The sequence below is a fragment of the Sphaerochaeta pleomorpha str. Grapes genome, from assembly GCF_000236685.1.
GTDB classification, from domain to species: domain Bacteria; phylum Spirochaetota; class Spirochaetia; order Sphaerochaetales; family Sphaerochaetaceae; genus Sphaerochaeta; species Sphaerochaeta pleomorpha.
Genome location: NC_016633.1, coordinates 1,391,793 through 1,404,259, shown reverse-complemented (window position 1 = coordinate 1,404,259; position 12,467 = coordinate 1,391,793). Strand labels below are relative to the sequence as shown.

The window sequence follows — 12,467 nt, the reverse complement described above, 5'->3', positions numbered from 1 at the left end:
CCTAATAGATTGCTTTGGTTCCTTTTTCAGTATAGTTTGTAATTGTTGACAACAGTATGGCAGCAATATACCATACGAGCGAAAAATTACCCAAAGACAGGTGTCGGATGAAAATTGACAGGCTTGTGAGCATTATTATGATACTCCTTGATAAAAAGCGTATAGGTTCCCAGGAGTTGGCAGATATGTTCGAAGTTTCAAACCGCACAATCTACCGCGACCTAGACGCTATCAACAGGGCAGGTATTCCTGTTCGGTCAATATCGGGAGTGGGCGGCGGCTTTGAAATCATGCCGGGATACAAGATTGATAGAAAGGTTTTTTCGACTGCCGACCTTTCCGCTATCTTGATGGGGCTTTCCAGCCTTTCCGATATGATACGAGGTGATGAACTGGTGAACGCCCTTGCGAAAGTAAAGAGTTTTATCCCTGCTGACAGAGCCAAAGACATTACCGTAAAAGCCAATCAAATATACATCGATTTACGTCCATGGATGGGCAACAGGAACATACAACCCTATTTGGAAATAATTAAAACAGCTTTACAGGAAAGCAAGCTTCTTGCTTTTGCCTATACAAACCAATCTGGAATTAGAACCACACGGACTGTTGAGCCTTACCAGCTTGTACTGAAAAGCAGTCATTGGTATTTGCAAGGGTATTGCCAAAAAAGAAATGATTTTCGCTTGTTTAAACTGACTCGTATAGCAAACCTGCAAATGCTGAAGGAATCTTTTACCCCACGAGAGTATCCAAAACCTCAGTTGGATGTTTCCGATATTTTGGAAACCCTACAAACACAAATCAAAATACGTATTCATACGTCTGTCATGGACAGGGTGCTTGATTATTGTTCGTTTGAACACTTTTCTCCTGATGGTGATGAGCATTACCTTGTTGATTTTCCTTTTATAGAAAATGATTTCTACTACAATATCCTGTTCGGTTTTGGGAATGCCTGTGAGTGTTTGGGGCCGCTGCATATCCGCACGGAAATGAAGCGCCGAATACATGCTATAGCTAGCCTATACGAAAACCAGGGCTAGGGGTCTCTGCCAATATCCTGAATTTCCAGGTTTTTTGCCCCCCGAAGAGGAGGCCTTGTCAATTCTTGCCATGGTATGGCTTGATCAGGCGAATCCCTTCTGCAAAGGTCTTTCCTCTCTTGTCCATGGCTTGCCACAGAGCTTGATTTCGAATTTGATCTTGCCTATGCGGATGATGGCTGGGTAACGTTTGCCGAATTCGCTCTTTTGTTGTATTTGATTGCATTCAATTGTAACAAACGAGTTCTAGGGTTAGATGCTTTCTAAAAATACAAATATTTATTAAAAAGGATTATAAAATTAATAAAATCAATAAAAATTAAAAAAAATATTGACAAAATTAATATAATAGCTGCATTGTATATACAAGAGGAGTTTACATGGAACACGGGTGGCAACGTTTAATGGCATTGACAGGTGGAAAGAAGTTCATCATTACTAAAATATACATACCTGAAGATGACATCTCAATTGAGGGTTCCTTCCAAGTGCCAGCTTTTGCAGAACTCAGCATGGAAGACCAGCTCTTCATTGCAGCATTTGTCAAGACACACGGGTCGATCAAGCAGATGGAATCGATATTCAATATCAGCTACCCAACAGTGAAGAACCGTCTCAACCAGATTGCAAGCCGACTGGAGCTCTTCGATGTTTCCGTACAGGTTTCCAACCCGGTCTCCAGTATTCTCGACCGTCTGGAACAAGGAGCTATGTCCGTTGCACAAGCTATTGAGGAGATCAAATGATGTTGCCGATGTTGATACGGGTAAGAGTGAGGGACGAAGCAAGGTCATTCGGGTTCTGCCTGCCGATGCTTCTCGTCTATATCTTGTTTCTGCCTATCCTTGTTTTGGGAGCGATTGCCTTCTTGATTCTCCTTGCCATTCCCCAGACAACCAGGCAGGCACAGGAATACCTTGACCTGGCTTGGGCTTTGCCATCCTTGCTGAGCGCCAGTGTGGGAACCGAAGTAGTCATCCAGTCGGATACAACAGATGTCGTGGTACGCATCACATAGAGTTTAAGGAGTTGCCAGATGAGTGAAGAGAGAATGAGAGTATTGCATATGCTTGCAGAGGGAAAAATCACTGCCGAGGAGACTGAGAAACTGCTACAGGCGTTAGAGGGTGTGCCGAAAGTATCTGAAACCAACCCTTGGAAACAGTCGATGGATGTCAAAGGGAAGTACTTATATGTGCAGGTGGAACCCAAGGAGGGAAAATCCTCCGAACGGGTCTCAGTCAAAGTCCCCCTCGCTTTGGTAAAAGCAGGTTTGAACATTTCCAAATTGATTCCTGTCGAAGCCCAGGACAAAATCCAGTCATCCATGCAGGAAAGCGGGATACCTTTCAAGCTGAGTGATATTGATGCACAGAACTTTGATGAGATCATTGAAGCGCTTGAACAAATGAGCATCGATGTGGACACCGATGAATCAACAGTGAAGGTGTTTTGCAGATAGAGATGGAGAGAACAAGAGCCCCCAAGACTAGGCTCTGTCTGACCGCTGGACATGGGTAGGATGTTGATTAGAAGCATTGTTTACATAGGACAAGTCTATTCAGTCATTTTTACTGAAAACTGCATTTGGATGATTCCTTTGCAGTTTTTCTTGTTATTCTTCAGTTCTGGTCCAAAAAGCCAGGAAAGCGTTTGAGAAATCATTGCAGCATAATGGGGGAAAAGAGTAGATGCAGGATGTATAGCTAGGAACCTGCCGGTCAAGGTTCATCCACAGCCTACATCCAACGCACGCTCTAGAGGTTGCATCCCTTTGAGGCTGATATTTTATTGTAATCTCAAAGCTGTTCGAATGATTGTCTCTGGTGTTGGGCGCAAAGCAGCCGACGCCTTCCTCCCTGGTGGCGTCGTAATCCACTTGGATGGCTACGAGTCCTCCCTGTCAGTGTGGATTTTGCCATCCGGTTCGGCCACTTCTGAGCCCTAATGCAATTCCAAGCAGGAGAATCCCTATAGAACCTCATGCTCGAGCATGCTGTAATAACTTTCTCCCCCTATGATCATATGGTCTATGACGGTAATCCCCAGAATTCCCCCTACTTGTTTCAAACGTCTGGTTACATCGATATCCTCCGAGCTCGGGGTAATCTCACCCCCGTTCATGTTCGAAGGATGGTTATGGGCAACCAGGATTGCCACCGCCCTCTGTTCGATGGCAGGGGCAAAGACCTCACGGGGGTGGACAAGCGTTCGGTTAATCGTTCCTACCGATGCTACATAGATGGAGATAATCTCATGGGCCCCGTTCAGGGAGGTTACAATGAAGTGTTCCTGCTGCCGGTCTGCATAGTGTCGGATAAGTGGGTAGATATCGCCGGGTTGGCTTATCTGCCTTCGTTTGAGCGGAAGCCTGCGCCGGCCAAATTCCAAAGCTGCAAAAATCAAAGATCCCTTGGCAGGTCCCAGTCCCTTGATACTCTTCAGGTCCTCATATTCAAGGTTTGGTTTCTGGTCGATGAGGGAGAGCAGGTCATGGGCAACATTGCCCACCGGGTTTTCCTTGCTTCCCGAACCTATGAGGATTGCCAGTAGCTCCTCATCGCTGAGGGCATCGGCTCCTTTTTCCTGCATGCGCTCGCGGGGACGGTCGCAGACATTCATATCCTTGATTCTCTTCGATGACATCGTGTTCTGAAAATATTTCATCTACATCTCTTCCTTTTGCATGGCTCTTGCGGGTAATTCGTATCACCTAAGGATAGGAAGTTGTCCTTTCGCTTGAGTTTGTGGTACAAAGGTGGATATGCAGGAAGAAAAGTATCGAATTGGGGATCTGGCTCGCAAATGTAACGTAACGGTGAGGGCCATACGGTATTATGAGTCATTGGGTTTACTCAAGACACGCAGTCGTTCTGACGGAGGGCAGCGATATTATTCCGATGCCGATGCCGTCTATCTGAAACGTATCACGGAACTGAAAGAATTGGATTTCACCTTAACTGAGATAAAGGCAATCGTCTTGATGGGTGAAACTGATTCCACCGGTGAAAAGCGGCGCAATGAACTGCTAAGGCAATATCGGGGCAAACTAAGTGAATCGCTGGAACGCAAATCCAAGTTGGAAAGACGCGTTGACGACCTGTCCTGGCACATCAGGCAGTTGGAGACCAACGATGACTTCCAGCAGTGCCCGGGACTTGGGTGCCACACTTGCTCCTTCCAAGACCGGTGCCGGTTCAAGGAACAATAGAAAAAACCCGTCCTTCAATGAAAAGGACGGGTTCTTTGTTTCTCACCTATTACGGGTTCGCCCTTGCATAGTCGCTTAGATATCCGTTGATTTCTTTCGCGATGGCTTCAGTGGTTTCCCTCTCTCCCTTGTCTTCTGTGAGCATCTTCAATATTCCGCTCTGGAACGCATAATAGATCTGGTAGGCACTAGGGACCCAGACTCCCTGAACAAGAGGGTTGCTGTCCTGCAGCTGCTTGATCGCAACTCCAAACAAAGGGTTTTCCTTGTTGTAAGTGAGGAAAGCCTCTTCACTATAGGTCTTTGCATTGACGGGGAAATATCCGGTGGCAATATGCCAGGCAAGCTGTTGTTCGCCCGAGGTTGCAAACTTTACGAATTCCCAGGCAGCTTCGCTGTTGCCCGCTCCATTGTCAAAGGCATAGATTGCCCCTCCTCCGACATTTACTCCCCCGGTTGCCTGTTCATTAACCATGGGAAGGCTTGCCACTCCCAGTTCAAACCTGTCTCCTACCATTTGCATGACAGTTGTGAGTTTGCTGGTAGAGGCTGCCATCATCGCCACTTTTCCACTGGCAAATTCCGAGTTGACATCGCTGGTGAGGTTTTCCAAGGCTCCCGTCTGATACAGAGCCTTCCATTTCTTCAAAAAGGTTTCCATTGTACCGTTTTCATCGAACACGACCTTGGAAGGAGTCCCTGTATGACCGTTTTGTTCGTCGGTGATATAGCTCAGCCCGTTCTGCTGGCCCAACCATACGCACAATTCGTAGGTAGTCGGGACATTTGCAATGCCGTAGCGAGTGACTTTTCCTTTGGCATCATGTACCACTAGTTTTTGTGCAACTACTGCCAGTTCATCAAGGGTTTTTGGTGCACTGGAAATCCCTGCTTCATCAAAAGCGGTCTTGTTGTAATACAGGAGAATCGTTGAACTGTTAAAGGGCATTGCAATCATCTTTCCCTTATAGGTAACCGAAAGCCTGCAGGCTGAAAGAATCTGGTTCAAGTCATAGGAATCTGCCTTGGCAAGATCTTCCATATCGATAAGATACTCGCTGTCGCGTACATCAAGGACCCCCGAGGCATCGAGCTGGACAAGGTCCGGCAGACTGCCATGGCTGTCTTTTTGCAACAGGGCCTTGGTCTTGGTCAGGACATCATTCGACTTGCCTTGATAGACTGCCTCAACGACAATTCCTTTCTCTTTTCCCACGGTTGTGTTGAATTCTTGCACCATCTTTTCTGCAGCTGTCTGGAGCAACCCACTGTTGGAGTGCCACCAGGTAATGGTTTTTATGGACTGAACTGGTTCTTTCTGTCCCTGAGCGAAAAGCGAACATGAGGCCAAAATGGCAACAAGAGCTAGTAGCAATAGATTCTTTTTCATTTTATCTCCCTGTAAAACGAGTGTTTACACTTTCCTGTATTTTTTTCCTTAACATGATAAACGCTAGGACTATCGGGCTAGTCAGGACCGAAATGGCTGCAAACTGAGGACCAAATTCCAAGGTTTCGGAAAAACCAAGCATGGTGATCCCTACCTGTACCGTTCTCATCGATTCCTTGTTGGTAACAAGCAGGGGCCAGAGATAATCGTTGAAGATCCCTGTAAACGATTGGAGGGTCAAGATTATCAAGACACTTTTGCTCAACGGGAGCAGAAGCGAGACAATGAACCGGAAATCCGTGCAACCTTCAAGGATGGCCGCTTCCTGGTATTCCTTGCTTATGGTTTTGAAATACTGTCTGAGCATGAAGATATGTACCGGGGCTAACAAAGAAGTGCTGATGATCCCAAGGTAAGTATCAAGCAAGCCGAGATGCCGTATTGTCTTGAAGTTTTCGATCAAGAGGGCATCGCCAGGTAGTAACATGGTAGCAATAACCAGGACAAACAGGGCATCTCTCCCCTTGAAGGTGAAAAAAGAGAAGGCATAGGCTGCCAAGATGCTGATCACCATCCTGAACAAGGTCCCAAACGTTGCACTTGCCAAAGAATTTGCCAGAAACCGGGTAAGATGTGACCCAGCAAAGGCCTTTGCATAGTTGCCCAGGTTCAGAACCGAAGGAAAGAGCCTGGTGGGGACATCCGTGAAATCGGAAGGAGCGAAAAAGGAACCGCTCAATGTGTAAAAAATGGGAAACACCACGACAAGCGAGAAAAGCGTGGCCAAGGGAAGCAGGGCTTTTTTCATTGGTAGTACACCCTCCGTTTCTCAAGACTGAGCAGCAGAAGCAGAATGGCGAACGTCAAGGTAAATACTACAGTGGCAAGTGCAGAACCTAAGGAATAGTTTCCGCTTTTGAACCCTTCAAGGTACATCTGGTAGACCAAAGTCTGGGTAGACCTAAAAGGGCCTCCCTCGGTCAGGATGATAACCGGGGAACAGATGAGCATTGCATCCTTGATGTTATTGCATAGGACAAAGAGCAAGGTCGGGGCAATGAAGGGAATCTGCAGATGCATGAAAATAGTTCTTTTTGAGGCCCCATCGATCAGCATTGCCTCTTGCAGGGCAGGAGGGACATTTTTCAAAGCCGAGGATAGGAGTAGAAAATCAAAGCCGATATCGAGCCAAACCCCAGCCATTACCAATAAAGCCATGGCCGCCTTGCTATCATTAAACCATTGGATATCTAAACCGAGCAGGGAATTCACTATGCCGATCGACGGATTGAACAACATTTTAAAAATCATCATGGCACTGCTCATTGCTACGGCAAGGGGGAGAAAAAGCAGAATCCCATTAATCTGAGCCAGTTTCCCCTTACGGTTGCAGGCAAAGGCTCCCCCAAGGGTGACAGCAATATTGATAGGAACAAAATAGAGCGTAAAACGAAGTGTGTTGGAAAGGCTGTCTTGGAACGATTCGCTTGAGAACAGTCTGAAGTAATTCTCCAGGCCCACAAAGGAAATTCTTTTCCCCGCTTGGGAAATTGAAAATAGGCTGTTGGCCACCGTCAACAGAAAGGGTCGGTAACTGAACAGATAAGCCAACACCAAGGCTGGGATAATCATGAGATAAGGTTTTGCCAAATGGGGAAGACGAGTATGCATAGGTTTCCTTTTCAGTGGCGATAATACTTCGTTTTTTGGGTTGCCTGCAAGGACAAAATTAGATTAATTGCTTTTTTACTATATAAATAGCTTACGTAGAAAAATCTGCGTCAGGTTTTCGGTATATGAAATCTGACGTAGATATTTCAAGGGAAGGTTTTTCCTTTTACCCTGGCTTTCTCGATTCTCTTGATTCTTTTTAAATAAAATTGCACAATATCATTGTACGCAATCAATAGGAGTACCCGCTATGGAAGAAATACAAAAACTTGACAACCAGCTTTGCTTTGCATTGTATGTCTGTTCCAAGGAGATCATAAAGAAATATAAGCCTTTGCTTGAGCCGTTTGGCCTCACCTATACAGGATATATTACCATGCTTGTGCTTTGGGAGAAGGATGGTTTGACCGTCAAGGAACTCGGGGAAAGGCTTTTCCTTGACTCCGGGACGTTAACCCCGGTTCTCAAAAAACTGGAAGCCTCCGGGTTTGTAGAGAGAAACAGAAACAAAGACGACGAGCGTAGCGTAACCATAACCTTGACAGCAAAAGGAAAGCGTACCCAAGAGAGTGCCCTTTCCATTCCAAAAGCAATGGGGTGTGCCATTACCTCTGACAATCGGTTTGGAGAAGAAGAAATGAAGGATTTACTCAAGGAACTGCATATCGTTTCCTCTGTCTTGGTTGAAGACTAGAGAAAAAATTCATTCTCAAGTAAAAGGCAAAGCGTATGGTATAGGGGCAGGTGAAGCTCCTGTACCTTATAGGTTTCCCTTTGGGGTACTTTGAGGCAGATCGTGCAATGGCCCGCAAGTGCACCCCCGGTTTCCCCGGTCATGCCGATTACGTGCATACCCTTGGCCAAAGCAGTGACTGCCGCATAGTTAACGTTCTTTGCATTTCCGCTTGTAGACAGGCCCAGAAGTACGTCCCCGCTTTTTCCATATCCATGGACCTGCTGGGCGAAGACCAAGGCAGGGTCGACATCATTGTTGAAGGCCGAGCTGAGAGCCGTATGGCATCCCAGATTGATCGCCGGGATAGCTCCCTGCAGGTGCTTTGCCAGCACTGAACCCATGCTCAGGTCAGCTTTGACCAATTGTTCCTTGAATGACTTGTCCAAGGGTCTTTCGATGGCAAATGACTTCATCAATTCCCCGACAATATGATCGGCGTCGCTACTGCTTCCCCCATTCCCACAGACCAGCACCTTGCCACCTTCTTTGATGCTTTTGATTAGGATCGAGGAGGCCTTTTCTATATCCTGTGCCATTGGCTTCAGTTGTGGATATCGTTCAATTAATGCTTCAATTTCCTTATGCATGGGTTCTCCAATGATCTTTGGCAATACCAAGGGCAGCCAAGTCTCCCAGTTGTTCTGCAAGTGCGGAAGGGACTATCTTGCAGCATTGCCTATTCAATTCCAAGGCTTCGTTATCGATTATAGTGTTTGCTATTGAATTGAATAGTTTCTCATTGCGTTGGTAAATGCTTCCGATGATAATTTTCTCAGGGTTCAACAGGTCTATGAGCAAGGAGAGGGCCAGTCCCAGATGCGAGGCGCTTTCCCGGACTACCGTCAGGGCAAAGACGTCGCCGCTGTCGGCAAGGGCGCAGATTTCCTTGGCTGTCTTTGCTGTCCTGAAGTTTTGCTCAAAGAGCAGGCTGATTCCTGTTCCACTGCAAAAGCTTTCAAAGGAACCGTTTTTTCCATAGCAAAAGGGTCCTGATTCATCTGACCTGATATGCCCGATTTCCCCGGCTTGCCCGTTAGTCCCCCGATATAGTCGTCCATTAAGAATCAAACCGGCACCAAACCCTGTACCGAAGGTCAAAAAGACCATGTTCTGGGTACCTCTCCCGTTTCCCCAATACCATTCGGCAAGAGCACAGGCATTAGCATCATTTTCCAAAAAGAAGGGTATACCAAGACGGGAAGAGAGAATCGAGCAGATTGGGATTTTGTCCCAGGAAGGGAGGTTCGGTGGGGATAGGATAAGACCTTGCTCGGCATCAAGGGGACCCCCGCAAGAAATTCCCCCGGCACTTACCTTGTTGGCCTTCATGACCTGTATACTGGCAATACAGATTTCTTCAATGACTTCTTGTGGGTCATTCGAAGTGGCAAACATATTCTTTGCCAAAATCACCCCATCGGAAGACCCAAGCGAGACACTGGTCTTGGTTCCCCCGATATCGATCCCCAGAAACAGTTCTTTTCCCACAGGTAAGCCCCTTTTTCTCAGTATCCAATGGTATGGACACCTTGTAAAGGGGCTTGTTTGGAAACTGAAGCAAGGGATAAACGTCTTGGTTTTTCCCTTATTTTACAATAAAGATGGCCTTAAGCTGCTTAAAACCATTGAATCTGCCATCATACTCTGAAGCTGATACATCTAATGCTTTGCCGGTGGCCCTAATAAGCATGCGGTATCCTCTATCCTCTTGTGTAGTGGTATAGGCAAGGGAGGTTGCCCCAGGTATGAGGATCTGGTTTTCGTAATCTTCCGGATCGAGGCGATACCATTGGTAGTTGAGGCAATCCTCAATTTCCGTACTGTCCGTGGGATCCTCTACACGGAAACTTGCAAGTAAGCCATACCCGACGTTTGGGGCAATTACCCCGGTGTTTGTCACCTCTTCCCCAAGTCCATTGTTGCTGAAATAGCCAACTGTGGTACATCTCGTGCAGTAGGTTTCGTTGGAGGTTTGCCCGTCGTAGGTTCCCCCGCTGATAAGGATCCTCAGGTAACAATCGTAATTAATATCGATACTGAAGTTGTCCTGGTCAAGACGAGTCGTCACCAAGTCAGAAGCATAAGACTGGAAATTATTCCATATTGTATTATCTGTTGAATATTGCAAAGTATAGCTTGTAGCCCCGATTTCCTCAGGGGTAGTAAACCACATAGTTACACTCGACCCATAATTGTTACGGGTGCTTTCTTCAACGAACAAGAGATTATCCGGTGTTTTCTCTAGTATATGTTGTTCCGATTCCAAGGGGCATCCCACGAACAAAAAGGCTGCCATGACAATAAACAGACACACTGCATAGGTAAGGTGAATATTCTTTTTCATCGAGGGCCTCCGATAGGTTGGTCTTTCGAACGAAGGAGAACAAATTCAAGTATATAGTAATGTATAGCATGCTTAGCTGATGGAAGAAATATCATGACCCATGGTTTTTTGATATAACTATTGGTAATTTAAATACTTATATTCCTAGGGAAATACTGTTGATTATCATTTTCAGAACGTGAATGAAACTCCCAGTATTAATTGCAGGTCTTTTTCCCGGTCGCTTATTTGTTCGGTACTACGCGTAAAGGTTCGCTTTCCTATCCAGTTTATCTGGCCGTACAGGGCTGCTGGGGCAAAGGCCGGCCACCAGGTTCCTTGTAAACCCAAAATCAGTTTTTGACGTATAGTATCGCCGCTTGGGGCGCTTGAAAGGATATTTGCATAGGTAGTATCCGTATCTCCGATAGCGTAGTACATACCAACTTCTCCCTGTTGCAGAACCGTGGCAGTAAAATTTGTCTTGAAAGTGCACGCACGAAGGTAAGAGAGGTCAAAGCGAAGGACCTGGCTGTCTGAACCATATTGGTAGCCCAGATAATCGAAGACATACGGGTCACCGTTGTTTTTTAGGCCCCGGTAAAGCAGAAAGTTTATTTTGTCCCTCCTATAGAGCGAAGGGTCGGTCAATACATATTCCATACTGGTGGAAAAAATCCCTTCCTTGGATAACCAAGAATATTCGGCTCCGATGAGTCTTCCCATGGCATTTGCCACTGAATCGGTCTCATTTGACATTTGATACTGGTCGAGTGCAAACTGCCCATAGAGTGAAAATCCCTTGCAGGGAGCGAAGTTTATTTCCAGACTCGCAATCGAGTTGAATTTTTCCGAATTATAATAATTATGGTATATAGAAGTAGGATTGAGGTATTTCATTTCAAGCGAAGGGCCTCTGTACATCACATTCTCGGTGATGGTTGCCCTGAGCCGTGTAAAAGGCTCGAACTCAAAGCGACGTCCCATAAAGATTCTCTGGTTCACTTCGTCCTCGTGGTCTTCGAGAAACAGATAGAGCAGCTCCATCTTGAAACCATTGCTGAAAAAATCGAAGCGCAAGGTATTCTGTAAGTTGATATGCCCACCGATTACCAAGTCCCCGCTTTTACCGTTCCCCCATCGTATTGCACCCCTTGCCATTGAGACATTCCACCAATTGCTTCCGAGCGTTATCTGGGAATTGTTCGGCCAATTTGCATAGAACTGGGTATCGGCGGTAATGGCATTGGTGGAGAAAAGCCTGTGGTAAAGCTCCGACCAAGTGACATGCCCGATTACAGAAGTAGAGGCAGGGAGAATAATTCCTATGTTTTCATCTGCAATATCTTCTGTTATATCGCTTCTGGTATATAACCCGATACCAGCCTCGATACTGGTTCCAAAATAGAAAATAGTTCCGAACTGGGCTTCCATACGGAAATTGAGAAGCGGTTTACGCTCGTCTCCCCCGAAGATCCAGTCTTCAAGGATGATGAAATCATCCATGTTGGTATGTGCATAGGCTTCCAGAGCTACCGTTGTAGAAATACGGTAGGAAAAGTCATCCCCTGCAGTAGATTTGAGCGTCTTTTCCAGAAGACTTAGGGTCTTTTCTTTGAAGTGCCGGGTTTTTAGGGAGTCAGGGAGCTTTTTGATAATCTGCGCAGCTTCTTCATTGCTCCATGGTCGTGCATCGGAGGGACGTGCCAAACCTTCTAAACGGTATAGTGCATCGACTTGATCGTAGAGAGGGGAGGAAAGGGAAATTCTTTTTGGCGAGAAGGAAGCAAATACAGGAAAGGTAAGTAACAGTAATAGAGATACAGTAATAAGGTTTTGAATAAAAAAAACTGGATGTCTTCTCATACGTGATAGAAATCCTCCAATGCATTCTACAATACAGTCTACCCTACAAAAGGCTGTTGTTATAGCCATATGACATAATTATCTTTCTTATGTGCGAGGGCTAGGAAGGAAAGCAAGCATTAGAAAGCCTCTAGGAAAAGAGAAAAACAAGCTTGTTTGCAAGTCAGTCGAAAAGGGTGAACCCTTTGTTTTAATAATGTATACAAAATAATATACAAAAATGT

At 45.9% G+C, this 12,467-nt stretch carries 14 protein-coding genes; 6 read left to right on the top strand and 8 right to left on the bottom strand.

The window, feature by feature from the left end; translation table 11 throughout:
- Positions 1–56: 56 nt before the first annotated feature.
- The 4 genes from SPIGRAPES_RS06415 (at position 57) to SPIGRAPES_RS06400 (ending at position 2,508) form a co-directional block, all read left to right on the top strand.
- Positions 57–1,046 (top strand): helix-turn-helix transcriptional regulator, encoded by a 990-nt coding sequence (locus SPIGRAPES_RS06415; RefSeq protein WP_342626414.1) that lies wholly within the window; start codon positions 57–59, stop codon positions 1,044–1,046.
- A gap of 380 nt (positions 1,047–1,426) precedes the next feature.
- Positions 1,427–1,792, top strand: a complete 366-nt coding sequence (locus SPIGRAPES_RS06410) for a DUF2089 domain-containing protein (protein WP_014269952.1) — start codon at positions 1,427–1,429, stop codon at positions 1,790–1,792.
- A complete protein-coding gene (locus SPIGRAPES_RS06405; protein ID WP_014269951.1) occupies positions 1,789–2,064 on the top strand; it encodes a hypothetical protein in 276 nt (91 codons plus the stop codon). Before SPIGRAPES_RS06410 ends, SPIGRAPES_RS06405 begins: the two co-directional genes overlap by 4 nt.
- Before the next feature lie 18 nt (positions 2,065–2,082).
- Positions 2,083–2,508 carry an SHOCT-like domain-containing protein gene (locus SPIGRAPES_RS06400; RefSeq protein WP_014269950.1) on the top strand — a complete coding sequence of 142 codons (426 nt, stop codon included), beginning with the start codon at positions 2,083–2,085 and terminating at the stop codon, positions 2,506–2,508.
- 509 nt (positions 2,509–3,017) lie between these two features.
- Here SPIGRAPES_RS06400 and radC read toward each other — a convergent pair.
- Positions 3,018–3,713 carry a RadC family protein gene (gene radC, locus SPIGRAPES_RS06395; protein WP_014269949.1) on the bottom strand — a complete coding sequence of 232 codons (696 nt, stop codon included), beginning with the start codon at positions 3,711–3,713 and terminating at the stop codon, positions 3,018–3,020.
- Positions 3,714–3,810: 97 nt separating this feature from the next.
- On the opposite strand from radC, the gene SPIGRAPES_RS06390 reads away from it, so the two are divergent.
- Entirely contained in the window at positions 3,811–4,257 is a 447-nt protein-coding gene (locus SPIGRAPES_RS06390) for a MerR family transcriptional regulator (protein WP_014269948.1), read from the top strand.
- A gap of 49 nt (positions 4,258–4,306) precedes the next feature.
- Here SPIGRAPES_RS06390 and SPIGRAPES_RS06385 read toward each other — a convergent pair whose 3' ends face one another.
- From SPIGRAPES_RS06385 to SPIGRAPES_RS06375, 3 genes are read right to left on the bottom strand one after another with little or no spacing between them, the layout of a single operon-like run.
- Entirely contained in the window at positions 4,307–5,647 is a 1,341-nt protein-coding gene (locus tag SPIGRAPES_RS06385; RefSeq protein ID WP_014269947.1) for an ABC transporter substrate-binding protein, read from the bottom strand.
- 1 nt (position 5,648) lies between these two features.
- The gene (locus tag SPIGRAPES_RS06380) at positions 5,649–6,455 is read right to left on the bottom strand and encodes a carbohydrate ABC transporter permease (RefSeq protein ID WP_014269946.1); all 807 of its coding nucleotides are present in this window, start codon (positions 6,453–6,455) and stop codon (positions 5,649–5,651) included.
- A complete protein-coding gene (locus tag SPIGRAPES_RS06375; RefSeq protein ID WP_245535475.1) occupies positions 6,452–7,297 on the bottom strand; it encodes a carbohydrate ABC transporter permease in 846 nt (281 codons plus the stop codon). The genes SPIGRAPES_RS06380 and SPIGRAPES_RS06375 overlap by 4 nt, the downstream gene beginning before the upstream one ends.
- Before the next feature lie 271 nt (positions 7,298–7,568).
- Between SPIGRAPES_RS06375 and SPIGRAPES_RS06370 the strand changes: the two genes are divergently transcribed.
- Entirely contained in the window at positions 7,569–8,012 is a 444-nt protein-coding gene (locus tag SPIGRAPES_RS06370) for a MarR family winged helix-turn-helix transcriptional regulator (protein ID WP_014269944.1), read from the top strand.
- Here SPIGRAPES_RS06370 and SPIGRAPES_RS06365 read toward each other — a convergent pair.
- From SPIGRAPES_RS06365 to SPIGRAPES_RS06350, 4 genes are all read right to left on the bottom strand, one after another.
- The gene (locus SPIGRAPES_RS06365) at positions 8,009–8,641 is read right to left on the bottom strand and encodes a D-sedoheptulose-7-phosphate isomerase (protein ID WP_014269943.1); all 633 of its coding nucleotides are present in this window, start codon (positions 8,639–8,641) and stop codon (positions 8,009–8,011) included. The two genes, SPIGRAPES_RS06370 and SPIGRAPES_RS06365, sit on opposite strands and share 4 nt — an antisense overlap.
- Positions 8,634–9,542: an ROK family protein gene (locus tag SPIGRAPES_RS06360; RefSeq protein WP_014269942.1), complete on the bottom strand. Its 909-nt coding sequence runs from the start codon at positions 9,540–9,542 to the stop codon at positions 8,634–8,636. Before SPIGRAPES_RS06360 ends, SPIGRAPES_RS06365 begins: the two co-directional genes overlap by 8 nt.
- Before the next feature lie 97 nt (positions 9,543–9,639).
- Complete coding sequence (locus tag SPIGRAPES_RS06355; RefSeq protein WP_014269941.1) at positions 9,640–10,398, bottom strand: hypothetical protein; 759 nt, start codon at positions 10,396–10,398, stop codon at positions 9,640–9,642.
- A gap of 171 nt (positions 10,399–10,569) precedes the next feature.
- On the bottom strand, positions 10,570–12,243 hold the full coding sequence (locus SPIGRAPES_RS06350; RefSeq protein WP_014269940.1) for a hypothetical protein: 1,674 nt from the start codon (positions 12,241–12,243) through the stop codon (positions 10,570–10,572).
- Positions 12,244–12,467: the final 224 nt, after the last annotated feature.

What these genes read in the sequence shown, in the direction of transcription:
- SPIGRAPES_RS06415 (WP_342626414.1), top strand. Translation starts at nt 57, where the DNA reads ATGGCAGCAATATACCATACGAGCGAAAAATTACCCAAAGACAGGTGT.
- SPIGRAPES_RS06410 (WP_014269952.1), top strand. Translation starts at nt 1,427, where the DNA reads ATGGAACACGGGTGGCAACGTTTAATGGCATTGACAGGTGGAAAGAAG.
- SPIGRAPES_RS06405 (WP_014269951.1), top strand. Translation starts at nt 1,789, where the DNA reads ATGATGTTGCCGATGTTGATACGGGTAAGAGTGAGGGACGAAGCAAGG.
- SPIGRAPES_RS06400 (WP_014269950.1), top strand. Translation starts at nt 2,083, where the DNA reads ATGAGTGAAGAGAGAATGAGAGTATTGCATATGCTTGCAGAGGGAAAA.
- radC (WP_014269949.1), bottom strand. Translation starts at nt 3,713, where the DNA reads ATGAAATATTTTCAGAACACGATGTCATCGAAGAGAATCAAGGATATG.
- SPIGRAPES_RS06390 (WP_014269948.1), top strand. Translation starts at nt 3,811, where the DNA reads ATGCAGGAAGAAAAGTATCGAATTGGGGATCTGGCTCGCAAATGTAAC.
- SPIGRAPES_RS06385 (WP_014269947.1), bottom strand. Translation starts at nt 5,647, where the DNA reads ATGAAAAAGAATCTATTGCTACTAGCTCTTGTTGCCATTTTGGCCTCA.
- SPIGRAPES_RS06380 (WP_014269946.1), bottom strand. Translation starts at nt 6,455, where the DNA reads ATGAAAAAAGCCCTGCTTCCCTTGGCCACGCTTTTCTCGCTTGTCGTG.
- SPIGRAPES_RS06370 (WP_014269944.1), top strand. Translation starts at nt 7,569, where the DNA reads ATGGAAGAAATACAAAAACTTGACAACCAGCTTTGCTTTGCATTGTAT.
- SPIGRAPES_RS06365 (WP_014269943.1), bottom strand. Translation starts at nt 8,641, where the DNA reads ATGCATAAGGAAATTGAAGCATTAATTGAACGATATCCACAACTGAAG.
- SPIGRAPES_RS06355 (WP_014269941.1), bottom strand. Translation starts at nt 10,398, where the DNA reads ATGAAAAAGAATATTCACCTTACCTATGCAGTGTGTCTGTTTATTGTC.
- SPIGRAPES_RS06350 (WP_014269940.1), bottom strand. Translation starts at nt 12,243, where the DNA reads ATGAGAAGACATCCAGTTTTTTTTATTCAAAACCTTATTACTGTATCT.